The sequence below is a fragment of the Candidatus Binataceae bacterium genome (genome assembly GCA_035508495.1).
Lineage (GTDB): Bacteria > Desulfobacterota > Binatia > Binatales > Binataceae > JASHPB01.
Window position 1 is genome coordinate 1 of sequence record DATJMX010000006.1, and the last position, 24,947, is coordinate 24,947.

Below are 24,947 nucleotides of genomic sequence, written 5' to 3' on the forward strand. Positions count from 1 at the left end.
GGCTGCATAAGAGCTATGCACTCCAACGGCGAATAAGAACGTTGCAGCCATCAACGCCGAACTCGCCACGATCGCCAGTCGTTTCATTTTCCCCTCCCGAGGTATTTAGAAATCAGGACCTAAAGAACCTATCGAAAAGTCAGTTGTTTTCCAAAGGGGTGTCGAAGCTTTTCAAGCGCCGGTCGCGGCGCGAGACGCTGGTCGTATTCGGCTCGTAGCACGCCCATTGCAACCAGGTCGATATATTTGCCGCGAATGTAGGTTCTTCACGGAACAAACCTTCGCGGACGAAGCCACACTTATCATAGCATCGGATCGCACGCTCGTTGGTCGCATGCGTTGTCAGGTTCACGAGCGCGCAGCCTGACCAGCTTGCCTTCCATGATGACCGGCAGTTTACATCAGTACCGGGCGAAGTCCCAGGGTGTTTTGAATAGCCTCTCCGCGGCTGCGGCCCTGGCCGCAGTCGTAAATCGGGAGAGGCCGCTCTTCGATTCACTTCGTGAATCGGACGGCGGGTGCGGGCGCGTCATCGCGAGCGTTGGTGGGTAGTCGCCCTCACCCGCGCTCCGATTCGCGGTGCGAATCGAATCGCGGCCTCTCCTGGTTTGCGGCTTCCGCCTTCGGCGTCAGCCGCGGGAGAGGCTATCTGCTGTTCCCTCTCCGAGGATGAGGAGAGGGAACAGAGGCTTTGCGAATCAGATCTTAATGCTTGCGGGTGGGGAAGCCGGGGAAGGATGGCTGGCGTTTTTCCTGGAGTGCTTTTACGCCCTCGGCGAGGTCGGGACTGAAGAAGCCCATCATTTCCAGCGCCAGCGAGGCGTCGAATGCCGGCCCGGCTACTTTCAGCCAGCCGTTGAGTGCACGCTTCGTGAAGCGGACTGCCTGCTGCGGACCGCGCGCGAGTTTCTTCGCCACATCCATCGCCTTGGTCATCAGCTGGTCAGGCGGTACGCAGAGGCTCACGAGGCCGATACGCTCGGCCTCTTTGCCGTCGATAAAATCCGCCGTCAGCAGGTAGTACTTCGCCTTTGCCATCCCGCACAAAAGCGGCCAGATGATCACCGCGTGATCTCCAGCCGCGACGCCGAGCCTGAGATGACCGTCAGTTATGCGCATCGCCTCGGACGCGATGCTGATATCGGCCATGAACGCGACGGCGAGCCCCGCGCCGACTGCGACGCCATTGATCGCCGAGATGATCGGCTTGTCGAGGTTCGTCATGTTGAAGACGATGTCGCCGGCCTCTTTCCATGCTTGCGCGATGTTGGCGGCGTTGCCTGCCATGCCCTGGATCATCTCCAGATCGCCGCCGGCCGAGAACGCACGGCCCGCGCCGGTGACGACCACGACGTTGGTCTCGTCGTCCTCGGCGATATCGAGCCATACGCGGCTCAGCTCCCAATGGAGCCGGTTGTTGGTCGCGTTCAGAACTTCGGGACGGTTGAGCGTGATAAGCAGGATGCCATCGTCCTTACGCTCGAACAGAAGGTGCTGGTACTCGCTGTATTGCATCGTGTGCCGCCGATCCTAGCCGCGATAGATGTCCATGATCTTGCCGAGCAGCTCGAGCGCATGAGGCTTCGGGCGCTGGAACGAGTTGCGGCCGATGATCGAGCCGTATCCGCCGCCGGCGTGGATTTCGCGTACATCGTTCATCAACTGCTCGTCGCTCTCCTTGGGTCCGCCCGAGAAGATCACGATACGGCGGCCGTCGAAGGCGGATTGCACGACGTGGCGGATTCGCGCTGAGAGCGGCTCGACCGGAACCTTGTTCGACTCATAGGCCTTCTTCGCCTCGGGCTGTTCGATGAACGCCGTCGGCGGCTTCACCTTGATGATATTGGCGCCGAGCTGCGCGGCGATCTGCGCCGCATATGCGACGACATCGATTGCGGTTTCGCCCTGCTTGCTGATCGTCGAGCCGCGCGGATACGACCATACGACCACCGCAAGACCGTGCGCTTTAGCTTCGAGCGCACGCTCCTGCAGCTCGTGATACATCTGCTGCGCGTGGGATGAGCCCGGGTAGATCGTCATGCCTACCGCGGCCGCGCCGATTCGCAGCGCATCTTTCACGCTCGCGGTGATCGCAGGAAGAGGATCCTTCTCGTCGTGCAGAACGTCGTGACTGTTGAGCTTGAGGATGATCGGAATCTCGCCTGCGTACTCTGCGGCGCCCGCCTCGAGGAAACCAAGCGGCGCCGTGTAGGCGTTGCATCCGGCGTCGATCGCGAGCTGGAAGTGATAGCGCGGATCGTAGGCCGGCGGATTGACGGCGAAGCTGCGTGCCGGACCGTGTTCGAAACCCTGGTCGACCGGCAGAATAACCATCTTGCCCGTGCCGCCGAGCTTGCCGTGATTGAGCATCCGGGCCAGGTTGGAGCGGACCCCGGCATTCTCGGAGTCGTAGTAACTCAGGATCTCTCTAACTCGCTTGGTCATATCGTTCCTCGAACCCTGGTTGGGTGAACTGCGTTTTTCATATCACAATAATGCCGCGGCGCAGTGAGCCGCACCCGACAATGCGGCCCCAGGATTGAGTGAGACCCGCACGTCGATCTGGCGCAGCATCGCATTCAAGCGGCCTTTGGAAAAGAACCCGCGAATGAATGCACCCTTGGTCAGGAACGGCAGGATCTTCGGCGCGATACCGCCGGCGACATAGACGCCGCCCAGAGCCAGCACCTTGAGCGCGAGATTAGAAGCCTCTGCCCCGTAAATCTCAGCGAAGGTCGTGAGCGCATTGACGCAAATCTCGTCGCGATTCTTAAGCGCCGCCTCGCTGATCGCCGCCGCGGGGTCGCCGCCTTCGATTTCCTTCGTCAGCCATTGGGGCTCGGGGTCGCCATGCCGTTTGCGCAGGAAGCGGTAGATATTGTGCAGACCCGGGCCTGAGAGCACGCGCTCGAAGCTCACGTGATCGAAAAACTCGGCCTTGAGGAATCGATACAAGTCAACCTGCTCGTCGTTGAGCGGCGCGAAATCCGAATGGCCGCCTTCGGAGGCGACGGCGTAGTAATGATCGCGTTCGTAAACCAGCGCACCTTCGCCGAGTCCAGTGCCCGCCGCGATTACGGCGACATTGCCGCGTGCGGGACGCTCTGCGCGATGGAGCACGCCAATCTCCTCGGGCTTGAGATAGAGCATCCCGTAAGCAGTGACGCCGAGATCGTTGATAAGCCGCGCCGGAACGCCGCCCATCGCTTTGGAGAGCGTATCCTCGGCCATGATCCACGCGACGTTGGTAGCGCGCGCACGCCCATCGACGATCGGCCCCGGCACTCCCATGCAAACGGCTCGGATCGCAGTGCCCTGGGTAAACTTCAGGCACGCATCTTCGAGCTTCGCAAAATCCCTGGTGATGTATTGCTCGTGACGGACGCGATTGAACTTGCCGTCGTCGATCTCGAACAAGCCGAGATTGGTCTTTGTGCCGCCTACATCGCCCGCAAGAACCAATCCGGCCATGATGATCTCTCCTTAGCCTTCGACCTTCATCTCCTCGGCCAGCCGCACCTCGTCGCCGCTGCCGATGTAAACAGGAAGTCGATCGTGAATCGCAGCCGGAGTAGCGTCGAGGATGCGTCCCGTGCCGGTCGAGGCGCGCCCTCCAGCCTGCTCCGCCACCATCGCCAGCGGCGCCAGCTCGTACATCAGGCGCAGCTTGCCCTTGGTCTTGCCGCCCTCGGTCACTTCACCGGGATAAAGGTAGATGCCGCCCTCGAGCAGGAAGCGATGGAAGTCGTTGGCGAACGCGCCGCAGTAGCGCAGCGAGTAGCTGGTGCGCTTGTCCCTGCGGCTGCTGAGATGCTCGATGTACTTGCGGGCGTTGGGATGCCATTTGCCGACATTGCCCTGGTTGGTGGCATAGACGCTGCCATGCGCCGGCATCTTGACGTTCTCGCGCCACAGGATGAACTCGCCGAGGCTGGGGTCGAGCGTGAAAATATCGACGCCATCGCCCGCGGTGTAGATGAGCTGCGTGCTCGGACCGTAGGCAACGTAGCCTGCGACCACCTGATGTAAACCGGGAGTTAGCAGGTCATCGATTCCGGCGCCGTGCTTCGCGGCGCGTTTTTTTACGGCGAAGATTGTGCCGAGTGAGCCGTTGACGTCGGTGTTCGACGAGCCGTCGATCGGATCGTAGAGCACGCAGTAGCTCGAAGCGCCGCAGCTTCCGCCATAATGGCGCGGCTCATCCATCTCCTCGGAAATCAGGCTGCAGACCGGGAAGCCGTGCTCGAAGGTCTCGAGGAAGACGTCGTTTCCCCATTCGTCGAGTTTCTTGACCTGCTCGCCTTGCACATTCGTGGCGCCGGTGTACCCGGTCTCGCCGCCGAGCGAAGCGATCGCGAGCTCGCGCGAAATCCGCTTGGCGACGAGCTCGATCCGTTCCATGACGAGCGCGAGATCGTGCGAGGGAATCGCGGTGCTCTTCTTGGTCATGATGTGGCGCGTGAGTGTGATGCCGGGGGCGCTCATATCGTTACCTCGTCGTGGACGTTCCCCTTGATGGAAGGTTCACAGCGTGCGCCAGGTGCGGCCGTCGGCTGCGATCATCAGGGCGGCCTCGAGCGGGCCCCACGAGCCCGCCGCGTAGATCCTGGGCTCCTCGAATGACGCGCTCCAGGTGTCGAGAATCGGCTGCAGGAAGTGCCAGGCGGCTTCGACTGAATCGCGCCGCATGAAGAGCGTTTGATCGCCCGTGATAATGTCGCTGAGCAGCGTCTCGTAAGCCTCGGGCGAGGTTGACTGGTAGTGGAAATCGACCTGGACCGGAGCGAGGCGCGTCTGCTGTCCGCCCGGCACTTTGGACATGATGTGCAGGGACAAGCCCTCGTCGGGTTGAATCCTGATCGTCATCATATTGGGCGCGAGCTGGGCTCGCGGATTGGCGTTATACAAAATTCGCGGGACGCTTTTGAAGTAAATCGCGATCTCGCTGGAGCGCTTCGGCAGCCGCTTGCCGGTACGCAGATAGAACGGCACCCCGGCCCATCGCCAGTTGTCGATCCAGCATCTCAGCGCGACGAAGGTTTCGATCTTCGAATCGCGCGAGACGTTGGGCTCCTCCCGATATGCCTTGGCCGCCATCCCGCGCACCAGGCCTTCGTCGTACTGTCCGCGCACGACCCACTTCTCGACGTCTTCATCGCTGATCGCCCTTAGGCAGCGGATGACGTCGAGCTTGGCGTCGCGAACCGAGTCGGCATGCGTCGTGCGCGGCGGCTCCGACGCGATTATCGACAGCACCTGCAGCAGATGGCTCTGCACCATGTCGCGCAATGCGCCTGCACCCTCGTAATACGCGGCGCGCGTGCCGACACCCTCAGCCTCGGCGACGGTGATCTGCACATGGTCGATATAGCGCGCGCTCCAGATCGGCTCGAAGATCGCGTTGGCGAAGCGCAGGACCATCAGATTTTCGACGGTCTCCTTGCCGAGGTAATGGTCGATACGAAAGATCTGGCTCTCGTCGAAGTACTTCGAGAGCATCTCGTTGATCGCGACGGCGCTCGCGAGATCGCGGCCGATCGGTTTCTCGACCACGACGCGGGTGAACGGATGGCCCGAATCGGGAGGAGTGACGAGGCCCGCGCCGCTGATCCCGGCGGAGCAATTCTCGATGAAAGCAGGCGGCACCGCATAATAGAAAAAGCGGTTGCTGCCGGTCATATTCTCGCGATCAAGCCGCTGCATCTCCTTTTTCAGCGAGGCGTAGTCCTTGGCCTCGGTAAAGCTGCCGCGAAAGAAATGCAGCCGTTGCGCGAACTTGGTCCACGCATCGTCCTTCAGTTCCTGGCGCGAGAACTTTTCGATTCCCGAGCGCGCGAAGTTGCGGAAGCTTTCGTCGTTGAGATCGTCGATCGCGAACGCCAGGATGCCGAAGTTCTGCGGCAATTCGCCATCGAGCGACAGGTTATAGAGCGCAGGCAGCAGCTTGCGATGACTCAGATCGCCGGCGCCGCCGAAAATCACCGCCATGCAGGGCGGATAAGCTTGATGCTTGTTGTTGGAGTGGCCAATCTCGATCGATTGGTAAGAATGAGCTGCCATCTTGTGTGATTATTCCTTCATTACGCCGTGGCCGCCGAACTGATCGCGGAGCGCAGCCAGCAGCTTTTCGGAAAACGTACCGGCGGCGCCGTGGCCCGCGCGCGAACGAAATCGCGCGAAGAGTGCGAGCGCAGTCGCCGGTGTAGCAATTCCCCTTTCGATCGCATCGATCACGGCCCAGCGCCCTTCGCCCGAATCCTCGACATAGCCGCGAATCCGGCGCAGCTCCGGATCGCGGGCCAGCACAATTTCCGCGAGCTCGAGCATCCATGAGCGCACCACGCTGCCACGGCCCCATAAGCGCGCCATCGCCCCGAGATCGAAGCCGTAGCCCGACTCGTGCAGCGATTCGAAACCCTCGGCATAGGCCTGCATCATCGCGTACTCGATTCCATTGTGAACCATCTTGGCGTAATGGCCAGCGCCGTTGCCACCGACCCGATCGTAGCCGTTGGGCGGGGCCAGGGTCGCGAAAATCGGCTCATAACGGCGAAAAATCTGTTCCTCGCCGCCGACCATCAGGCAATAGCCGTTCTTGAGGCCCCAGACGCCGCCGCTCGTGCCGACATCGAGGTAATGGATCCCGCGCGTGCCGAGATCGGCGGCGCGGCGCGCATCGTCTTTGAAATTGCTGTTGCCGCCGTCGACGATCGTGTCGTCGGCCTGGAGCAGCGCGCCGAGTTCGAGGACGGTGGACTCCGTCGGCTCGCCTGCGGGAAGCATCACCCAGATAAGCCGTGGAGGCTCGAGCTTCGCCACCATTTCGCTGAGCGTGGCGACGCCCAGAGCGCCGAAGGTCGAGACCTCGGCGAGTTTCGGTTTTTCGAGGTCGAAGGCGACGATGCGATGGTTATCGCGCCGCAGCCGCTCGACCATATTCATCCCCATCTTGCCGAGTCCGACGAATCCCAGTTCCATGTGCTGTTGAATTTCCTTGGCGGAGGGATTTGAAATCAGAGCCGATGGAGATCCGCACTACACAAAGCGGCAACCACGGCGCCAGGCATCAAATTCAAAGTAGTCGAACCCCTCGAGTAGTTCAAAGCAACGCGGCGAGGCTCCATCGTTTTGATTCCATCTGCGGTCGCCTGATTCCCTCTCCCCGGTCAGGGAGAGGGATTAAGAAAGAAAGTGGATAAGCAAAGACCGTTAGTGCTGGTGGATGTCGTCTTCGAGGATCAGGTTGCGGAGATCCTGCTTTTCGAAGATACCGGCTACGCCGCGGGTCAGCGCTACCGACAGGACCTGGCCGGGGAAGTCGTAGACGCCGGCTTCGTCTTCAGGACCAAGCGCGAAGGAGCCGACCGGAGGATCGTAGTAGGTGTCTTCACTCGTGCCTTTCCAGAACTCCACGCTGAACGGCGGTTTGTAAATCGTCACGTCGAGCTCGAAGTCGGCCTCGCTATGCCATACGCCGGCATGCCCGTCGGGTGCCTTGCTCTTCCTGACCCAGCATCGTTTGATTTGGCTCGCCAGCACATAGTCCTGATTCTGCATCGTGCCGGCTCGATAGACACTATCGCCCGAGGCGGATGCGACCATGCCAGCCTCTTCGGCTGAACGCGCGATGGCGTTCTGGACGGTGACGGCGAGCGGTCCAGCGTAGAGGCGCTCGGTCACGTTGCCGTACTGATCGACGAGCTGCCCGATCATAGGATTGCCATTGAGCGGCGGCGCCTCAGCCGGCGGGACGTTGCCGATATCGGCGGCGATGGTCGGCGTCAGGATCGTGATTGTGCGGCGCGGGTAGCTGTTCTGATAGCCCTTCACCAACGAGGGGTAGTACTCGATGGTCTCGACTCCCGTGCTGGTGGCCGGCGCGGCCGCACCACCTTGGCCGGCTTGATTACTGCTCTGCGTGGCGCATCCGGCCGCGAGCGCGACGGCGACAATCGAGGCCATCGCGAGGATCTTGCGCGCCGGGGTCATGCCTACTGTCGCGCAGCTTGTGCGCGCTCGCGGAAGAGAAAGAGCGTGCCGCCGACTTCCAGCCGGTCGCCGCTCTTCAGCGAATATTTACCGTTGACCTGCTGACGATTGACGAAGACCTGCCCGCCGCCCGTGGCGGTGATCACAAAGTTGCGCCCCTCGCGGCGAATTATCGCATGATGGCCGAGCACGTTCTGATCGCCGAAGAGGCCGATATCGCTTTCCTCGGCGCGGCCGATGATCGTGACCGGCTTGGTGAGCGGATACTCGCGTCCTTCGCGGGCGTTGCGGCTCGCGCTGCGCACCACCATCAGCCATCCGCGCTTCAAGAGCTCGCCGACGAGTCCGATGAAGAATCCGATCAGCGCGCCGAGCACGATGATCGCGATCGCGCGGCCGAAGGCCTGCGGAAACGTCGAGGTTAACGCCTGGTAGACAAATCCGCCCAAAGCGCCGCCGACGATTCCGCCGATCGCGCCATTGCGCCGCCGCGCCGCGGATTGCGACGATGCGCCGACTCCGAGTCCGACGAAGACGCCCAGCACGCTCCATCCGAGGATTCGGCCGTTGAGACCGCCGAGAATGTCGAAGGCGAGTTCGGCGACGATGAGTCCCAGCGCACCGCCGATCGCGCCGATTGTACCGCCGGTGACGAGGCTTCGAATCGCAAGCCGCCACTGGCCGACGCTTAGAGCTTCGATCGAAGCGAGGAAGGCCGCAATGAAGGCGCCGATCAGCGCACCGAACAGGATATCGCGCGCATAGACCGAATGGATGCCCAGGATGGGCTCGGCCGCGCCCCACGCCGCAAATCCGCCAAGGCCGCCCGCGGCGGCATAGAAGAGCAGTTTCTCACTCGAAACGTTACTAGCCATCTAACCGTCGATAAGAATTGCGCGGCGCGATTTCAGGTTCAAGCGCAAATCAGCCGCGGCAGAAGAATCAGTTTGTGTTGATCGGTGAAACCCGCGGGCGAGCGTCCGAGACGATGCACATTAGTTAGCCTGCGCGGTCCAGGTGCCGTGTGTGCCCGACGGCGTCGATTCGAACTTGCCGGCCAGCGTGTCACTCGAGCGCGCGCCTTCGAAGTAATAAGTCTCCGTGCCGTAGGGCACCTGGAATTGCAAATGGTTGCCGCGCACGTAGCCTTCAATCGGAGTGAGGCCGAATCCGGGCTTATGAATCACCAGCTCGCCGTGAAGGAAGCCGTTCGGCTGCGGCCTCAGACGTAATTCGAGTTGCGCGTTTCCTCCGCCGGAGAGTCCGCTGATACTCCCGTTTGCGAGCATCGGTCCGAGCATCCCCGGATCGACGGTGCCGCCGCTGGCGCCGAACCCGCTGGCACTGCCGCCGCTTGAGGCATAGCCGCCGCTGGGGAATCCGCCGCCGCTGCTGCCGCCACTGTAACCGCTGCCTCCGCCGTAGCTGCTCCCGCCGCCATAGCCAGGGCTGCCGCCGCCAGATGAATACGTCGCTGCGCCATTGTCGGCGACGTTGAATTTCTTCTCCGCGAAGTACTGCCCGTTCAAATAAAAGTTGACTGTGTAGGTCCCGGGCAGGAATGCGCCGCCTTTTGAGTTGCCGACGCGTCCGCTGAAGGTGACGGTCTTTTGATTCGGCGAGACCTGCTGAAAGTCATTGACGGCGCCGAGCGTACTACCGTCGGGCGCAATATACGCGGCATCGAGGCGGTACTGGCTCGACTCAAGCTTGTAGAGCTCGTTGTCGAACGATACCTGCCATCCGATGAACAGCACCTTCGATATGTCGAAGCTGCTTGACGCATTCGACAGCGGAGTGCCGGTCTTGGTTGTGTTGCGAAATGAGATCTCACGCAGCGCGAGCGGCTTGGCGCGCCGTTTCTCGATCATCGCGAGCTGCTTGGCTTCCTCGGCGCGCTTTCGCTCTTCGGCTTTGATCGCATCGTCAGCTTCTTTTTCCGCCGCGTCGACCTTGGCCTTTGCGCTCAGGTCCTGGGTGACAATAAACGCCTGCTCGGCGAGCGGCTGATTGTCGGCGTAGAGCGCGACCTTGTAGGCGCCGGGCGGCTTGCCGGTCATCGTCGGCATCAGCGCGACGCCGCTGAACTCCACGGTCTTGTCGCTTGGCCCGACATAGCTCTGCTGCGAGCTGGTCGTTATCGGGTCGCCGCCACTCGGACTGTAGAACTTGGCCTCGACCTTTTCGTCGCGGCCCTCGAGTCCGGCGAGGCCGTTTTTGAAATTTGCCGTCCACTTCAGGTAGTGGGCATTGGTCAGATCGATGTCGGAGAAGCTCGACTGTGGAGCGCTGATCGCGGTGCCATCGCGAGTCGAAAGCGCGAGCGTCATCTGCTGGAATTCGAGCGGATGCTCGCGCGCTTGATTGACGAGCTCCTCGTGCTTCCACGGCAGGTTGTCGATGAGAGGCTTGAGTCCGAGCTGCGACTGCAATTCAGGATTCGAGTAGATATAGGTCGCGCCGAAGGCGAGGCCGGCGAGAAAAATCGAAAACGTGATGAGCGCGACCGCGCGCCGCCCGCTCCGGCGCGGCTTCGGCCGCACATACTCCATGTCATCGTGAATTTCGTCGCTGAACGACAGTCCGCCAGTGCCGCCGGTCGCGCTGACGTGGAGCCCGCCGGTGTGCTCGAGGCCGCGGCCATAGAGCATCATGTCGCGGAATTCCTGGATAGTCGCGGGACGGCGGTTCACGTCATAGGCGAGTGCGGCGTCGATCGCGCCGGCCAGGTTGTCCGACACGTTCGGCATCAGCTCCTTGATCTTCGGGAAGCTGAAGGGCGGGAATTTTTCAGGATCGCGGTTGGTAAGGACGAAGTGCAGCGTCGCGCCGAGCGAGTAGATATCGCTGCGCGGATCGACCGTGCCCTGGTACTGCTCGGGCGGCGCGAAGCCGAGCGTGCCGATCATCGTGCCTTTGCGCGCCGCCTTGAACAGCCGCGCGATACCGAAGTCCACCAGCACGACACGTCCCTTCGGCGTGAGCATCACGTTCGAAGGCTTCATGTCGCGGTAGATGATCGGCGGGACGAGGCCGTGCAGATACGCGAGCACGTCGCATAGCTGGCGCGCGACGTCGATCACGAGGCTCTCGGAGAGCGCCTGGCCGGTGGCGGTGATCTCCTCTTCGAGATTGCGTCCCTCGACATATTCCATGACGAGGTAATGGCGATTCTTGTCGTCGAAGCGGTCGGTGATCGAGGGGATCGCCTGATGCTTCAGTTGGGCGAGCGTGTCGGCTTCGCGGGCGAAGTATTCGTTGGCCTCGATGCGCTGCGCCTGGTCGATGAAGTGATCGACCATTTCCTTGATGGCGCAGGGACGATTAGCGAGCCGCTGATCGCGCGCAAGGTAAACCACGCCCATGCCGCCACCGCCCAGGAGCCGCTCGATGAAGTAGCGGTTCTGGAGCGTGGTGCCCGGCGTCAGCGGGCCTGCATTTCCTTGCGTATCAGCCATCACGCATCAGCTCGCGAATACAACAACTACCGAGACGTTGTCGGTTCCTCCGCCAGCGTTCGCGGCCACGACCAGTTCGCGCGCGGCGTCGTACGGATCGCCGTGTCGCGTGAGAATCATTGCAATTTCATTATCGTCAACGTGCGCCGTGAGCCCGTCGCTGCACAGCAGCAGGCGGTCGCCGCGCTTGAGCTTGAGCGCGATCGCCTCTGCTCCTGCGGGCCCAGTCTGGCGCGCGCCGAGCGAGCGTGTGATCACGTTCTTGTGCTCGTGAGTGCGCGCCTCTTCGGCCGTAATCTGTCCGATATCCACCAGGCGCTGAACGAGCGAATGGTCCTTGGTGACCTGGCGCAGCTGGCCGCTGTCCAGGAAGTACGCGCGGCTGTCTCCAACCCATGCGACGGCCGCATCGGGCGGCAATACGAGAGCGCCAACCGCGGTTGAGCCCATTCCGCGCGACTCCTGATGCGCTGCCACGTAGTCCAGAATCTTCTGATTCGCCGCCTCGAGGGCGGCGGCAAGAAGCACTTCCGGCTTCCTGGAGTCCGACCCTTCGAGTGCCGTTTCAACATAATCCCGGATCGTCGCTACGGCAATTGCCGATGCGACTTCGCCGGCTTCTGCCCCGCCCATCCCGTCGGCGACGACAAAGAGATGGTTCTGCGCAGGATCGACCAACGATTCGCGGACGTACTCGACGGCCATCACGGAGTCTTCGTTATGCTCGCGGACGATGCCCACGTCGGTCATCGCGGCAGCGCGTAGCCTGACGTTGCCGGTCATGCTGGTCAGGGCCCCTTTGAAATCGTCGATTGTCGGCCAGCGATCCTTGGAATCGAATGCAATCGCGCGGCGAATGGCCTGCTCGAGTTTCGGCGTCAGCACATGCGGCGGGTAAAAGCGCACCTCGCTGGCTTCCTCACGCCAGCTTTCGCTCGGGATCCGCTCCGCCGTGAGCCACGAATAGAGCAGAGCGCCGGCCGAGAACACATCGGCGCGCTTGTCGGTCCGCTTGCTGCGATAAATCTCGGGCGCCGTGTAGCCGTCATTGAAAATCGGTTCGGACTGAAGCTCGTTGTCGTTGCTGACGTAATCGAGGCCGGTGATTTTGATTCGGCCCTGGGACGAAAGCAGGACAGACTCGGGGCAGATGTCGTTGAGCCGGAGTCCACGGCGATGCACGAACGAAATCGCCTGGCAGACCTGGATCGCGGCCGCGATAGCATCGGCCTCGCTCATCGGCTTGGCTCCGCGATGAACGGGGCGCATCTGCTCATCGGCATAGACGAGGTACACGCGATCGTCGTCGGCAAAGCCTGCGAGCGCGCGCTGAAATGCGGGATGCGTGAGCGTCATCGAGAGCGCGAGCACGCGGCCGAAGACTTCGCCCAAATCCTCGGGTGCGGGCGGCTCGTTGGGCGCCACTTCTTCTGCGGGGGCTTCCAGGGGCTCGGTGTCAGCCTCGGCGAGCTCGACGACGCCCTCGCCAGATTCGGTCGTGGCTTGCGATTCGGGGGCGGCGTGCAGTTCCGCGCGAGGCGCATCGGCCTCGGGGGCTGTGCCATTGGTCGAAGATGCGCCGTTGGTTTCGCTGGGCGGCGGTGCGATCGGCTTCAGCTCGGCGGTCTTCGCCTGCGGACCATTGGGATCGACGACGGGCGCGGGCGGCTCCGGTTGTGGCGGATCGATCGCTTCCGCCTCGGCCTCGGCGTCTTCGAGGCCGGGTCCGAAGCGCTCGCGCAGCATCAGCGTCTCGGTCTGGCCGTCGCGATCGCGCTTCACGCGGTAGCGATTTTCGATCGAGGTCTGTCCCACAACCTCGACGATCTCATAGACACCCTTGAGCTTCGCGCCCGGCTTGAGCGCTAGGGGACGCGTCGCAGGCGGCGGCGCGGCAGCCGCGGCGCTCAGCCCCTGGCCGCATCGATCGCAAAATTTCGCGCCGTCGGGAGCTGCCTGGCCGCATTCAGGGCAGGTGATCATGCACCGCTAGCCTCGTCGAAATTGAAGTATAGCACCGCCTACCACCACCTGATCGCGATCTTTCAACTTGTAGAGTTGATCGCGCCCGAGCCGGCCACGGCCCGCGATGAAAGTTCCGTTGGTGCTGCCGAGATCGCGAATGAAGAAGTCCGCGCCGCGCCGGATAATTTCGGCATGGCGGCGCGAGACGCGATCGGCCTGACCTTTGAGCGCGCCAAGATCGATATCGAGCGCCTCGGTGCCGTCGATCGAGCGTCCGATCACGGCGCGCATCCCGATAATTCCGAATTCCGTCGTATCTCCACGAGCAATCAACTTCGCGGTGTCGACCCCGCCACTACTAGAAGACGCACTGGCAGCCGAGATCGATGCGGACGCGCCGGGCAGGCTCGGCTGAAAAGGTTTCGATTGCGGTACCGTGGTGGCCGGGGATCGGTCCGCCGTAGCTGCGTATTGCGAGCGCAGCGCCGAGCCGCTCACCGGCGAGAGGTCCGCAGTCTTGGCGGTCGATGATACGCGCGACGAATCGAGCTGCTGGCTTATCGCCGAGATGCCGCTTTTTATTCCGCGCGAGATAAGGTCCTTGGCTCGGCTCTTGAGCTTGATTGCGCGCTCAAGTTCCTGCGCAACTTTGCCCGATTCATGCTTGAGCGATGGGCCGCTCGGGACCGAGAGTGGCGGCGCGCTCTCCGACAGCACCACAGTGGGCATCGAGGAGGCCGCTGATTTGCGCGGAACCGCGGAGGACGGCGGCGTGTAGGTAGAACGCGGCGGCGTGTAGGTCGAAGGTGCGATCGTGCGCGGCGTGGGCGCGGGAGTGCTCGGCGCGCTGTTCGACAGGATCACAGTCGCCATCGAAGACATCGGCGCGCCGGGCCTGCCTGTCGCCGGACGATCGGAAGGCTCGGGCAGCATCCGCAGCATTTCCTTCGCCGACGATGGGCGCTTGGTCGCATCGTCATTCAGCGCGCGCGTGATGACCTCCGCAGTCTTGATCGACACCTCGGGCGCGAGGTCGCGGAGTTGCGGGAAACTGAACGGCGGCTCGAGCTGCGGATCGCGGCCGGAGAGCAGATGATGCATCGTGGCCGCGAGCGAATAGAGATCGGAGCGCGCCTCAACCTTGCCCATGTACTGCTCGGGCGGCGCATAGCCGACCGAACCGATCTGAGTGCCGCGGCCGCCGGGCGGCAGGAAGCGCGCGATACCGAAATCGATCAGCATCGCGCGGCCGTCCTTGTCGATCATGATGTTGCCGGGCTTGAGGTCGCGATAAATGATCGGCGGATTTTGCCCGTGCAGGAAGTCCAGCACATCGAGCATCTGCCGCGCCCAGCGCAGCACCTGATCTTCCTGCAGGCGGGCTTTGGGACCCATCTTGTCGAGCATGTGCTGGATGTCGCCGCCGGCGACAAATTCCATCACCAGGTAATTGCGGCTGTTCTCAGCGAAGTGATCGATGAGCGTCGGGATACCGGGGTGAGCAAGACGCGCGAGAACGTTCGCTTCGCGCGTGAAGTCCTCGATAGCTTTCTTCTCGGCGATTCCGTCGCCGACGATCATTTCCTTGACTGCGACGGGGCGGTTGGCGAGGCGCGTATCGTTGGATAGATAAACGCGTCCCATGCCGCCCACGCCCAGCACCTTCTTGACGCGATAGCGGCCGTCAAGAAGATGGCCCTCGGTGAGCTCCTGTCCCGGATTCATCGTGAATGTATCGATACGGCGAGCTCACTGCGCGCGGCCTTTCAATTCCGCGCGCAGGCAGCCTCACATCTTAGGAAATCGGTTCTACCGTCAACTTCAAAAAGGTTTTGCCAATGATGATCTCGTCGCCGGTCTTCAATTCTACCGGAGCGCCCGGCGCCATGCGCGGCTGACGATTCACATAGGTGCCGTTGAGGCTGCCGATATCCTCGATCGTGATCTTGCCGTCGGAGATTCTAATCAGCGCATGTTTGCGCGAGATTTTGGCTTCCGGATCGTCGGCATCGAGATCGACTTCGGGAAACGAGCCGGTATCGGGATCCCATCTGCCAACCAGGTTGTTGCCATCTTCGAGCGGGAACTCCTGGCCTTTGCGGCCGCCGCGAACTACGGCGAGCTTGGCCTTAAATGTCGCCATAGCGGAAGGTGTCGTGGCAGGCTCGGCCGCGGGAGTTGCGACCTCGGGCTTAATCTCACCGGTAGGCGCGTCCGACTTGGGAACTTCAACCGCGGCGGCTTCCGGAGCGGCTTGCGCCGTTTCAACCGCGGGAGTTTCCGGCGCTGCAGGCTCGGCAGCAGGCGGCGTCGAGGCCGGTGCTTCGCTCGAGCTCGCGGGAGCGCCGGCCAGCTTGGCGCCGCATCCGTCGCAATAGTCGAGTCCGTCCATGTTCTCGTAGCCGCATTCGCCGCATTTGATCATGATCTTAAAGTCCTCGCCGGTTGTAAGTAGCGCATCGCGCGCCTAACTCAGGATACCTGGTCGATATTTTAGTTGCCGTTCTTAGTCTGAAATTCCTTGAGAGCATCGGGGTCGAGCATCTGCGTCTTGCGGACCACGGCCTGCGCCTGGAGCAGCGTGGTCTTGGCCGCCTTGGTCTGCAGCGTCTGCGTCTTCTTGATCTGATCCATCAGACCCGCGAGCGCTTGCGTCGCCTTGACGTTGCCCATCCGCTGCGTGCCCTGCAGGGCGTTGCCGAGCAGGCGCGTCGCGCGATCGACGTTGCCCAACTTGAGTTCTTCTTCGGCCTTGGTCTGAAGCTTCGCGATCGATACTTGATCGACGAGATTCATGACGCGGCCGTTACGCTTGCTGGTGAGCGTGCGATCGAGCGTGTACTCGACGGCCAGATCGATATTGGCGGTGCCCGCATTCGCACCCGGAACGTCGTAGCTAAACGTACTCTGCAGCACGCGCACGGGGCCCGGTTTGCGCGGCGGCAGCACGAGCGTCAGCAGCACCGAACCCGGGACGCCGGCCTGCAGATCGCCGATCTCGTAGCTGATGTTGCGATCGTCGGCGACCATCGGTGTGCCGAGGCCGTAGATTTCGGGCGACGCGCGAAATGCCTCGCGCACCTGCACGCCCTGCGACAGCGTCACGTCGATACGGCCATTGCGGACCGATACGGAGCGCAGGCCCTGCAGCTCGTCCTCGAAGATGCCGGGAATCTCGGCCGGGTCGCCGATGAAATGATACTTGCCGTTGGAATCCTGCGAGATGCGCTGGAGCAGCTTCTCGTTGAACTCGACGCCGACGCCCATCGTCGAGAAAGAAATCTGTTCGTGATTCTGCGCGGCGAGCTCGACGCATTCGGTCTCGGCGTAAGTTTGACCGTCAGTTAACACGAGCACGCGATTGAGCTTGTTGGGGCTGAGGCCCTTTTTGACCTGGTCGATCGCGGCGCGCATCCCGAGCGCCATCTGCGTGCCGCCGCCGATTTCGAGCAAATCGATGTCGTCGATGGCGCGCTTGACGAAATTCTTGTCGCGCGCCTGCTCGGGCGTGGCGATCACCTGCGCCTTGTCGGCGAAGGCGACGATTGACACCGAGTCTTCAGGATTAAGATTGTCGGCGAGGAATTTAACCGCATCGACTACGAATTCGAGCCGACGCTCATCGTACATCGAGCCAGAGCGATCGATCACGACGCCCAGGTTCAGCGGAACGCGCCCGCCCCCGCCTTTTCCGCGAGCAGTAGCCTCGAGGAGCACGTAAAGAACGAAGTTTTCAGCGCTCGACAGCACATGTTCGCTGCTTGCGAGCGCCTCGAAGCTAACTGGCTCTGCCATTTGCTAAATCTCCCAATGCCAATTCTAGGGTCAAGCTCCGGACCTTGGCAACCGACCAAATAGAATACGAAACGCACACGAGGTAGGCCAAGAGGTATGACGCTTTTCTCAACAGTCGGTTGCAAATATTTGACGTTCCCCTTGACGATCGGATTCGGATTCGGCCGGCGCCCGCCCGAGCGGTCATTAAGATCGCTTAAATGCGCCATCAGTCGTGCTATAGTATTGCTAATTGCGCGATGCAGAATGCTTGGCGTGCCGTCCAGAACTAGCGTAAGTAGGAACTCGTCATGAGCCTCAGAGCCAAATGCGCAATCGCGGGTCTCGGCCAGACTCGCATGGGCAAGAACTTCGATCATTCTTCGGCGATGGGCTTCGCGGTCGATGCGGTTGAGCTGGCACTTGCTGATGCGGGGCTCAAGCGCACTGACCTCGACGGGCTGATCGTCAACCCCGGAGTGACGTGGATGGACGCGACGATGGCGTCGTTCACGATGCAGCAGGCGATGGGCCTGCGCGACCTGCGCCTGAGCGCGACGATGAACATCGGCGGCGCCACGGCGGCCGGGATGATCATGCACGCGGCGCAATCGATCGCGGCCGGGATGGCCGAGGTTGTCGCGTGCGTATTCGCCGACGCTCCGCTCAAGCCGCCTTCTCCAGAAAAGGGCAAGGGTGGAGGATCGGCGTCGGCCTACGGCTTCGCGCGCGGCCTCAACGCCGCCTACGGGCTTTTCGGCGTGAACGCCGCGTATGCGTTCGTGGCGCGGCGGCATATGCATCTCTATGGCACGACCGGCGAGCATCTGGGCGCGATCGCCGTCGCGCAGCGTCAGTGGGCGAACATGAATCCCGACGCCCAGTTCTACGACTCGCCGATGTCGATGGCGGACTACCACGCTTCGCGATGGGTCGTGGAGCCCTTCCATCTTTATGACTGCTGTCTCGTCTCCAATGGCGGTCTGGCTGTAATCGTCACCTCTGCCGAGCGAGCGAAGGATTTAAGGCGTCCGCCCGTCTATATATTAGGGATGGCGCAAGGGCATCCGGGAGGCGATCCGATGGATACGTTGATCTCGGGCGCGCCGATCGCCAAGGGAACCGCCTTCAAGATGGCGGGAATCGAGTTGAAGGACGTCGATTTTGCCGAACTTTACGATTGCTACACCTTCACCGTCCTGGTGACGCTCGAAGACTACGGCTTCTGCAAGAAAGGTGAAGGCGGTCCGTTCGTGGCCGACGGGCGCATCGGGCCCAACGGCTCGCTGCCCGTGAATACGGGAGGCGGTCAGCTAAGTTCTTTTTATATGTGGGGCATGACGCCGGTCAGCGAGGGCGTCATCCAGGTACGCGGTGACGGTGGGAGGCGGCAGGTGCCAAAGCATGATATCGGCCTGATCTCCGGCAACGGCGGTATTTTATCCACGCACTCGACTCTCGTCCTCGGGGCGAACCCCTGAGCGACACGCGTCGTGGCCTCCCGCCACGCGCCGTATCGAATCCGAATCAATTGTATGGCTGAGCTGAGCAAACCTATTCCGGCGATCACGCCCAATATGGCGGAGTTCTTTGAAGGATCTCGCCAGGGGCGCCTGATGATCCAGAAGTGCGACCAGTGCGGCACGCTGCGCTTCCCGGCTTACGAGCTGTGCTCGAACTGCCTCTCGACGCGATCGCATTGGGCGCCGGTCAGCGGCCGCGGGACGATCTACAGCTTCAACATCATGCACCAGGTTTATCATCCCGGCTTCGCCGCCGAGGTTCCGTACGCGGTGGTCGTGGTGGAGCTCGAAGAAGGATGCAAGTTCACCTCGAACCTGCTCGGCGTCAAGCCGCATGAGATCAAGATCGGGATGCCGGTCGAGGTCGCGTTCGAGAAACTGAGCGATGAAGTGACGATTCCTAAATTCCGGCCTCGCGCAGCGCGTTGAGCTGTGTACAGGCGGGATAACAAACGTTTGCAACAGCACGACTAACCAAACAAAGATAAAACCGATGCTTCCGCTCGATCAGAAATATTTCAAAACTCTCCTGGCGAGCTCGCCCGACATTATTATCGCCGTCGATCGCGAAGGAACCATCAACTATTACAACGACGGCGCGCGCCAGAACCTGGGCTTCACTGCCGACGAGATCATCGGCCAGAAGGTCACCCGGATCTACTCGTCGCTCGAGGAAGCCAAGCGTGTGATGCGCGCGATGCGCGAATCGCCCGTCAAAGGCCGTATCGGCAGCTACGAGACGATCCTCAGGAACAAAGAAGGCGAGCCCATCCAGGTCATGATCTCGGGCGCGATGATCTACGACGAGGACGGCAAGGAAGTTGGCTCGATCGGCTTCGCGCGGGACATCCGCCGGATGCGCCGGGCGCAGCAGCTCGCGACCGCCGGCGAGATCGCGGTCAGTCTCGCGCACGAGATCAACAACCCGCTCGAATGCATCATCAATAATCTCGACCTCGTCTCGCGCGACCTCGAGTCGCACCTGAGCGATGCGGAAAAGGTGGTCGAGGGTGAGCGGATGGAATCGATTCGCCATTCGGTCGAACGCGTGCAGGCGATCGTGCGCCGGCTCGACGAAATGGCGCGCAAGGGCGAGTACGAGACCCGCGACTATCTGGCGGGCAAGCGGATGGTCGACCTCGCGCCCAGGCCCTCGCCGCTCGAGGCGCCCAAGCGCCCCGAATTGGTAACGACGGGCGAGGAATGGCCGCTCAACGGATTCTCCGTGCTCGTGCTCGACGACGATCTTTCCATTGTTCAATCGATGAGCGACCTGCTGCGCGCCGAGCGATGTACCGTGCACACCGCGACGCTGCCTTCGGCGGCATTCGGCATCCTGCGCAACGTCAAGGTTGATGCAGTCATCAGCGACGTCGTGATGCCGGAGATGGACGGCTACGAGTTCTATCTCAAGGTGAAAGAGGAGATGCCGGAGCTGCCGGTGATCCTGATGACGGCGTACTACTACGACAAGGATCACATCCTGAAGCGCACCCGGCTGCGCGGCCTTGAAGGCGCGCTCTTCAAGAAGCCGATCAATCCGCAAAAGCTGCGTCAGACCCTGATGCAGGTGAAGCAGAAGGCCAAGGAAGCCAAGGCCGCCGCGATGCAGGCCAAGATGGCTGCCTCCTGACGATTCGCTCTGATACCCTCTCCCGCGACTTCCTCGCGACGGCAGAAAAGGAACGCGCTTCGCGCAATGTCTGGCACCGGCCCCTTTGGGGGCCTCCAAGATCCCTCGACGTCGCTCGGGATGACAGACAGTCTCTTCTGATTGACTAAGATAACAGTGGGGGTGGGCGTCCCTGCCCGCCATTGAGATGGCGCGCTGCGCGCCGCCTTCTGAACAATTTGGCTCTGCGTGATGAATGACCCGGCAATCGCTCCATGTTAGACACTGCTGAATGATTAAGCGCCGTGGTGCGAAGCGCGCCGCTGGGCGCCTGCTGCCCGAGGCCAACTCGATTCCGCTGCTCGAGCTCGATCCCGCGCGTACCGCGATTATCGAGCCGCGGCATCGGCTCGAAAAGCGCCACGACTTCCCGCAGCATTGCGTGCTCTGCTTCTTCCAGGATGTGATCGATGACCTGGTCCGCAATGGCGCGCGCGAGATCGATCACTCGACGGGCGAAGGCGGGCGGCATCCAGTCTATGAAATCGAGGTCGGCGCCAAGCGAATCGCCGTCGCGCATCCGCGCGTCGGAGCGCCGATGGCGGTGGCGATGCTCGAGCGATGTATCGCGCGCGGCGCGCGCAAGTTTGTCGCCTGCGGCGGCGCCGGCGTGCTCGACTCGAAGATCGCGGTCGGCCACGTGATCGTTCCGACCGCCGCGATTCGTGACGAAGGCACCTCTTATCATTACCTGCCGCCGTCGCGCGAAGTCGCGCCGCATCCGCGGGCGCTGCGCGCCATCGAATCGACGCTCAGCCGCAACGGTATCGATTACGTCAAAGCCAAGACCTGGACGACCGACGCGATTTATCGCGAGACGCGCGGTAAGCTCAAGATGCGCCGCGACGAGGGCTGCCTGACGGTCGACATGGAAGCGTCAGCATTCTTCGCCGTCGCGCAATTTCGCCGCGTGATCTTCGGCCAGATCCTTTATGGCGGCGACGATCTCGGCGGCAAGCGCTGGGACCATCGCGACTGGATGCGCCATCAATCCCGCGAGCGCGTCTTCCAGCTAGCCGTGGAATCCTGCCTCAGCATCTGACTCGGCTAGTTGGTCAGAATCACGTCGAATGGCCCGGTCGTGGTGCTCGTTCCCTCGGTGAAAACCTTCCGCACGAAGCACACCAGTTGCGCGCATCCGCTCGCACCGATCGACCACTGGCCGACCGTGCCGTCGTTCTGATCGGCGGTATAGAAGAAGTTGTTTTGCGGCGCGACGGCGAGCCCGGTCGGAACGCTGACGTTATTGCCAGGGAAATTGCCCGGCGTCCCCACTGTCCCAGGGGTGGTGATTGGATTGAACGAGCCATTCACGGTCGTCGCCTGGTTTGCGACCAGCAAATAGTCCAGCGTTGTTCCTGCGGAGCTCACCTCGGTGATCCCGAGACCAAACGGCTGGGTTTCCGTTGCTCTTGGAAATGCCACTGCAGGCGCCAAGATACCGCCCGTTAGAATTCCAATCGCGGAAATATATGAATTGTTGAAGTCCGCCACGTACACGTAGTTGTCGTTCGGATCGAGCACGATCTTCGTTGGCTTGCCCGGCGAGCCGGTACCAAGACTGGGCTGGGAACTGTTCACCGATAGCAGCCCGCCGGACAAGATCGAGAACGAACTTACGGTGCCATTGCCGGGATCAGCGACATAGACGTAGGTGCCGTCATTGACGATCCCGAACGGCTGCGACAGCCCTATTGCTGACTGGGTCTGATTGCCTGTCAGGGTTCCATTGGAGCTGATCGTCCAGTTCGTGATCGAGGCGTTGCCGGAGTTGGTTACCCACATGAACGAACTGCCGCTGGCGTCGATAGTGATCTGTTGCGGCGAGGTGCCGGAACCCTCAGGAAACGATGGAGTCGAGAGCGGCGAGGGCGTGCCGTTAGAGCCAATCGAGTAGCCGTAGATATTGTTGTCGGAGCCATTGGCAACGTAGATGAAGTCGTTGCCGGAAGTTATCGCCATCCCTTTCGGCCCGATGCCCGAGCCGGTCGCGCCTGCGCTCAGAGCTTTGCCGGCCGTGAGAAATCCGGTTGTGGTATTGCGCGCGAAGGGGACAAGTTTCGCCGTATTGAGGTCGGTAGCATAGGCGAAGTTACCCGTGCCGGGGCTCGGCGTGTTCGTGGGCGTCGCGGTGGCGGTCACTTCCGGGAACAGGCCGCCGCCGCATGACATCGTGCCCGCCAGCATCGCACCCATGAGCACCAGGGCAGGGATCAGAACAACAAGTCTGGTCAGGATTGATCGCTTCGACACGCGGCCTCCTTATTCAGCCCGTCACAACTGACCGCGTCGCCCGCGATCTTCGACACTATAGAAGATTACTGAATACACCCGGAACACAAGAGTTGACACTTAGTTTCGTGCTGTATCTCACAATGATGAGCGTATCGCAATATCGCAGATTCTCAACGAACGTTCATCCAGTCCCGGCTTGACACGAAGGCCTGCTGTGGCGGACATCGTGCGGATGCCCTCGCCGGAGATCATCGTGCGCCGCGCGCACATGAGCGATGCGCCCGCGATCGCCGAGGTCTATATCGCCTCGCGCCGCGGCGCCGCCGCCTACATGCCGACAGTGCATACAGACGATGAAATCCGGGCCTGGGTTTCCGACTATCTGGTGCCGCGCCTGGAAGTCTGGGTCGCGGAAAGCGGCGGGCGGATCGTCGGTTTCCTCGCGCTCGAGGGCGAAGACATGCTCGATCAGCTTTTCATCGCACCCGCGATGCAACGCAGCGGCGTCGGCGATCGCCTGCTCGCGCTCGCCAAAGAGCTTCGCCCGGCGCGGCTGCGCCTCTACACCTTCCAGCGCAATACTCCTGCCCGCCAATTCTACGAGGCCCGCCGCTTCGTCGCGGTTGATTTCAACGACGGATCGCGCAACGAAGAAAAAGAACCCGACGTGCTCTACCAATGGACTCCAAGCAAATAGCTCATCATCCCTGACGGAGGTCATCGATCATGCCGAAAATCGATTTCAACAAAATCCCGCGCTTCTCCGAACTGCCCGTGAAAAAGGGCGCGCCGCCGGAATCGAACTGGGGAGTGTTCGGCGACACTGATGAGCTCGGATGCCTCAATTTCCTGACCGAGGATGGAATTATCGAAGCCGCCGGTCTCGTCAAGAAGGGCCGCGTGTTCCGCCTCGATACTCCCATCAACTACGCGACGCCTCCCCTCTTCAATCGCAATCCGGCCAAGCACACCATTCTGAGCTTCGAGCAATACGGTCTCCTCGGCCACGACGATTCGATCGACAACTACAACACCCAGGAAGGCAGCCAGTGGGACGGCCTCGGCCACGTCGGCCATCTGCGCCACAAGGCTTACTACAACGGCGTCACCGACGATCAGATCAAAGGCGGCACGGGCGGCAAGCTCGGCATCCACAAATGGTCGAACAAGGTCGTCGGCCGCGGCGTGCTGATCGATGCGCGCAAGTACACCCAGGCGCAGGGCCGCGCGATCGACCCCCTGAAGCAGACTTCCTATTCGCTGAAGGACCTGAAGGAAGCGCTCGCCGCGCAGAAGACACCGCTTAAGCCCGGATCGATCCTGCTCGTGCGCACTGGTTGGATGGGCGCCTACCTGGGCGCATCGCCGGAGCAGAAAAAAGCGATGGCGCCGCTCGAGGATCTCACCGCCTGCGGGATCGAATCGTCAAGCGAGCTGGTCGGCTGGCTATGGGACAACCGCGTCGCCGCGATTGGCACCGATTGTCCCGCCGTCGAGCCGTGGCCGTGGTCGTTCCAGGATGAAGGCGCGCTGCACTATCGCACGCTGTCGCTGATGGGCCTGCCGCTCGGCGAGCAGTTCGTGCTCGACGATCTCGCGGCGGATTGCGCGAGCGACGGCCGCTACGAGTTCATGCTGGTGTCGGTGCCGATGCATCTGGAAGGCGGAATCGCGACGCCGCCCAACGCGGTCGCGATCAAATAGTCAGAGGCTGCGCGCGATTGTATCGATTGCGACGCGCGCCGCGCGCTGCATCGTTTCGAGCGGCATGCTCGCGACTGCGCGATGCCGAAGCGCCTGGCGCTCCTCGTACGGCAGGTGGATAAAGCCGACGGGGACGCGCGGGCGCCGCCGCATCAGATGAAGCGCCGTGTACATCAGCGCGTTGCACGCGTAAGCGCCCGCGCTCAACGAAATCGCCGAAGGAATCTTCTCGCGATCGAGCTCGTGCAGGATCGCCTTCAGCGCGATTCGTGCGAAGTATGCATCGGGTCCGCCATTGATTACCGGCACCACGCCGGGATCGCCTTTCGTTCTGAGGCCGTGGCGCTCATCGGCAAGATTGATCGCGAGCTGCTCGAGCGAAATTGCCGTGCGGCCGCCTGCTTCACCGAGTCCCAGAATCGCGCGCGGCTTGTAGCGCACGATCGCAGCGGTTACGCGGGTCGAGGCCTTAGCGCATCCAACGGGAATTCGCACCGACTTTATCAGCAGTGGTCCTGCTTCCTCGCCGTCGAAGCTGCGCGCAACTTCCCACGAGGGATTGACGATCTCGCCGCCGAACGGCGCAAAACCGGTGAGCAGGAAGATTCGTGACGACGCCATCGAGCG

At 61.9% G+C, this 24,947-nt stretch carries 21 protein-coding genes; 6 read left to right on the forward strand and 15 right to left on the reverse strand.

Annotated elements, in window-relative coordinates; all coding sequences use genetic code 11:
• Window positions 1–705: 705 nt before the first annotated feature.
• The 13 genes from VMA09_02180 to VMA09_02240 all read right to left on the reverse strand — a co-directional run bounded on the left by VMA09_02180 (window position 706) and on the right by VMA09_02240 (window position 17,207).
• Window positions 706–1,515 carry an enoyl-CoA hydratase/isomerase family protein gene (locus tag VMA09_02180; GenBank protein ID HUA32386.1) on the reverse strand — a complete coding sequence of 270 codons (810 nt, stop codon included), beginning with the start codon at window positions 1,513–1,515 and terminating at the stop codon, window positions 706–708.
• A 15-nt stretch (window positions 1,516–1,530) separates the two neighbouring features.
• Window positions 1,531–2,445, reverse strand: coding sequence for a class I fructose-bisphosphate aldolase (locus tag VMA09_02185; GenBank protein HUA32387.1), 915 nt, complete (start codon window positions 2,443–2,445; stop codon window positions 1,531–1,533).
• Window positions 2,446–2,487: 42 nt separating this feature from the next.
• Window positions 2,488–3,471 (reverse strand): glucokinase, encoded by a 984-nt coding sequence (glk, locus tag VMA09_02190; protein HUA32388.1) that lies wholly within the window; start codon window positions 3,469–3,471, stop codon window positions 2,488–2,490.
• 12 nt (window positions 3,472–3,483) lie between these two features.
• Window positions 3,484–4,485: a class 1 fructose-bisphosphatase gene (locus tag VMA09_02195; protein HUA32389.1), complete on the reverse strand. Its 1,002-nt coding sequence runs from the start codon at window positions 4,483–4,485 to the stop codon at window positions 3,484–3,486.
• Between the two features lie 39 nt (window positions 4,486–4,524).
• Window positions 4,525–6,060 carry a glucose-6-phosphate dehydrogenase gene (gene zwf / locus VMA09_02200; GenBank protein ID HUA32390.1) on the reverse strand — a complete coding sequence of 512 codons (1,536 nt, stop codon included), beginning with the start codon at window positions 6,058–6,060 and terminating at the stop codon, window positions 4,525–4,527.
• Window positions 6,061–6,069: 9 nt separating this feature from the next.
• On the reverse strand, window positions 6,070–6,978 hold the full coding sequence (gene gnd / locus VMA09_02205) for a decarboxylating 6-phosphogluconate dehydrogenase (GenBank protein ID HUA32391.1): 909 nt from the start codon (window positions 6,976–6,978) through the stop codon (window positions 6,070–6,072).
• Window positions 6,979–7,209: 231 nt separating this feature from the next.
• Window positions 7,210–7,989: a hypothetical protein gene (locus tag VMA09_02210; protein HUA32392.1), complete on the reverse strand. Its 780-nt coding sequence runs from the start codon at window positions 7,987–7,989 to the stop codon at window positions 7,210–7,212.
• Window positions 7,990–7,991: 2 nt separating this feature from the next.
• Complete coding sequence (locus VMA09_02215) at window positions 7,992–8,864, reverse strand: FHA domain-containing protein (GenBank protein ID HUA32393.1); 873 nt, start codon at window positions 8,862–8,864, stop codon at window positions 7,992–7,994.
• Window positions 8,865–8,984: 120 nt separating this feature from the next.
• A complete protein-coding gene (locus VMA09_02220; protein ID HUA32394.1) occupies window positions 8,985–11,447 on the reverse strand; it encodes a protein kinase in 2,463 nt (820 codons plus the stop codon).
• A gap of 6 nt (window positions 11,448–11,453) precedes the next feature.
• Window positions 11,454–13,430 carry a Stp1/IreP family PP2C-type Ser/Thr phosphatase gene (locus VMA09_02225; GenBank protein ID HUA32395.1) on the reverse strand — a complete coding sequence of 659 codons (1,977 nt, stop codon included), beginning with the start codon at window positions 13,428–13,430 and terminating at the stop codon, window positions 11,454–11,456.
• A 6-nt stretch (window positions 13,431–13,436) separates the two neighbouring features.
• Window positions 13,437–15,137 carry a protein kinase gene (locus VMA09_02230; GenBank protein HUA32396.1) on the reverse strand — a complete coding sequence of 567 codons (1,701 nt, stop codon included), beginning with the start codon at window positions 15,135–15,137 and terminating at the stop codon, window positions 13,437–13,439.
• A 70-nt stretch (window positions 15,138–15,207) separates the two neighbouring features.
• Window positions 15,208–15,837: an FHA domain-containing protein gene (locus VMA09_02235; protein ID HUA32397.1), complete on the reverse strand. Its 630-nt coding sequence runs from the start codon at window positions 15,835–15,837 to the stop codon at window positions 15,208–15,210.
• A 68-nt stretch (window positions 15,838–15,905) separates the two neighbouring features.
• Window positions 15,906–17,207, reverse strand: a complete 1,302-nt coding sequence (locus tag VMA09_02240) for a VWA domain-containing protein (GenBank protein ID HUA32398.1) — start codon at window positions 17,205–17,207, stop codon at window positions 15,906–15,908.
• A gap of 290 nt (window positions 17,208–17,497) precedes the next feature.
• Between VMA09_02240 and VMA09_02245 the strand changes: the two genes are divergently transcribed.
• The 4 genes from VMA09_02245 (at window position 17,498) to VMA09_02260 (ending at window position 21,423) form a co-directional block, all read left to right on the forward strand.
• Window positions 17,498–18,667 (forward strand): thiolase family protein, encoded by a 1,170-nt coding sequence (locus tag VMA09_02245; GenBank protein HUA32399.1) that lies wholly within the window; start codon window positions 17,498–17,500, stop codon window positions 18,665–18,667.
• 54 nt (window positions 18,668–18,721) lie between these two features.
• A complete protein-coding gene (locus tag VMA09_02250; protein ID HUA32400.1) occupies window positions 18,722–19,138 on the forward strand; it encodes a Zn-ribbon domain-containing OB-fold protein in 417 nt (138 codons plus the stop codon).
• A gap of 64 nt (window positions 19,139–19,202) precedes the next feature.
• The gene (locus VMA09_02255; GenBank protein HUA32401.1) at window positions 19,203–20,342 is read left to right on the forward strand and encodes a PAS domain S-box protein; all 1,140 of its coding nucleotides are present in this window, start codon (window positions 19,203–19,205) and stop codon (window positions 20,340–20,342) included.
• Between the two features lie 271 nt (window positions 20,343–20,613).
• Complete coding sequence (locus tag VMA09_02260; protein HUA32402.1) at window positions 20,614–21,423, forward strand: nucleoside phosphorylase; 810 nt, start codon at window positions 20,614–20,616, stop codon at window positions 21,421–21,423.
• A gap of 5 nt (window positions 21,424–21,428) precedes the next feature.
• Here the strand turns inward: VMA09_02260 and VMA09_02265 are convergent, their stop codons facing one another.
• The gene (locus tag VMA09_02265) at window positions 21,429–22,634 is read right to left on the reverse strand and encodes a beta-propeller fold lactonase family protein (GenBank protein ID HUA32403.1); all 1,206 of its coding nucleotides are present in this window, start codon (window positions 22,632–22,634) and stop codon (window positions 21,429–21,431) included.
• 196 nt (window positions 22,635–22,830) lie between these two features.
• On the opposite strand from VMA09_02265, the gene VMA09_02270 reads away from it, so the two are divergent.
• Together VMA09_02270 and VMA09_02275 are read left to right on the forward strand one after the other, a co-directional pair.
• Window positions 22,831–23,313 carry a GNAT family N-acetyltransferase gene (locus VMA09_02270; GenBank protein HUA32404.1) on the forward strand — a complete coding sequence of 161 codons (483 nt, stop codon included), beginning with the start codon at window positions 22,831–22,833 and terminating at the stop codon, window positions 23,311–23,313.
• Between the two features lie 29 nt (window positions 23,314–23,342).
• Window positions 23,343–24,320, forward strand: coding sequence for a cyclase family protein (locus VMA09_02275; protein HUA32405.1), 978 nt, complete (start codon window positions 23,343–23,345; stop codon window positions 24,318–24,320).
• Here VMA09_02275 and VMA09_02280 read toward each other — a convergent pair whose 3' ends face one another.
• Entirely contained in the window at window positions 24,321–24,941 is a 621-nt protein-coding gene (locus VMA09_02280) for a hypothetical protein (protein ID HUA32406.1), read from the reverse strand.
• Between the last annotated feature and the right edge of the window lie 6 nt (window positions 24,942–24,947).

Excerpts from the sequence above, each read along its gene's own strand:
- VMA09_02210 (HUA32392.1), bottom strand. The coding sequence starts at position 7,989 with ATGACCCCGGCGCGCAAGATCCTCGCGATGGCCTCGATTGTCGCCGTC.
- gnd (HUA32391.1), bottom strand. The coding sequence starts at position 6,978 with ATGGAACTGGGATTCGTCGGACTCGGCAAGATGGGGATGAATATGGTC.
- VMA09_02275 (HUA32405.1), top strand. The coding sequence starts at position 23,343 with ATGCCGAAAATCGATTTCAACAAAATCCCGCGCTTCTCCGAACTGCCC.
- VMA09_02280 (HUA32406.1), bottom strand. The coding sequence starts at position 24,941 with ATGGCGTCGTCACGAATCTTCCTGCTCACCGGTTTTGCGCCGTTCGGC.
- VMA09_02235 (HUA32397.1), bottom strand. The coding sequence starts at position 15,837 with ATGATCAAATGCGGCGAATGCGGCTACGAGAACATGGACGGACTCGAC.
- VMA09_02220 (HUA32394.1), bottom strand. The coding sequence starts at position 11,447 with ATGGCTGATACGCAAGGAAATGCAGGCCCGCTGACGCCGGGCACCACG.
- VMA09_02250 (HUA32400.1), top strand. The coding sequence starts at position 18,722 with ATGGCTGAGCTGAGCAAACCTATTCCGGCGATCACGCCCAATATGGCG.
- VMA09_02240 (HUA32398.1), bottom strand. The coding sequence starts at position 17,207 with ATGGCAGAGCCAGTTAGCTTCGAGGCGCTCGCAAGCAGCGAACATGTG.
- zwf (HUA32390.1), bottom strand. The coding sequence starts at position 6,060 with ATGGCAGCTCATTCTTACCAATCGATCGAGATTGGCCACTCCAACAAC.
- glk (HUA32388.1), bottom strand. The coding sequence starts at position 3,471 with ATGGCCGGATTGGTTCTTGCGGGCGATGTAGGCGGCACAAAGACCAAT.
- VMA09_02195 (HUA32389.1), bottom strand. The coding sequence starts at position 4,485 with ATGAGCGCCCCCGGCATCACACTCACGCGCCACATCATGACCAAGAAG.
- VMA09_02180 (HUA32386.1), bottom strand. The coding sequence starts at position 1,515 with ATGCAATACAGCGAGTACCAGCACCTTCTGTTCGAGCGTAAGGACGAT.
- VMA09_02260 (HUA32402.1), top strand. The coding sequence starts at position 20,614 with ATGATTAAGCGCCGTGGTGCGAAGCGCGCCGCTGGGCGCCTGCTGCCC.
- VMA09_02245 (HUA32399.1), top strand. The coding sequence starts at position 17,498 with ATGAGCCTCAGAGCCAAATGCGCAATCGCGGGTCTCGGCCAGACTCGC.
- VMA09_02185 (HUA32387.1), bottom strand. The coding sequence starts at position 2,445 with ATGACCAAGCGAGTTAGAGAGATCCTGAGTTACTACGACTCCGAGAAT.
- VMA09_02215 (HUA32393.1), bottom strand. The coding sequence starts at position 8,864 with ATGGCTAGTAACGTTTCGAGTGAGAAACTGCTCTTCTATGCCGCCGCG.
- VMA09_02255 (HUA32401.1), top strand. The coding sequence starts at position 19,203 with ATGCTTCCGCTCGATCAGAAATATTTCAAAACTCTCCTGGCGAGCTCG.
- VMA09_02230 (HUA32396.1), bottom strand. The coding sequence starts at position 15,137 with ATGAATCCGGGACAGGAGCTCACCGAGGGCCATCTTCTTGACGGCCGC.
- VMA09_02225 (HUA32395.1), bottom strand. The coding sequence starts at position 13,430 with ATGATCACCTGCCCTGAATGCGGCCAGGCAGCTCCCGACGGCGCGAAA.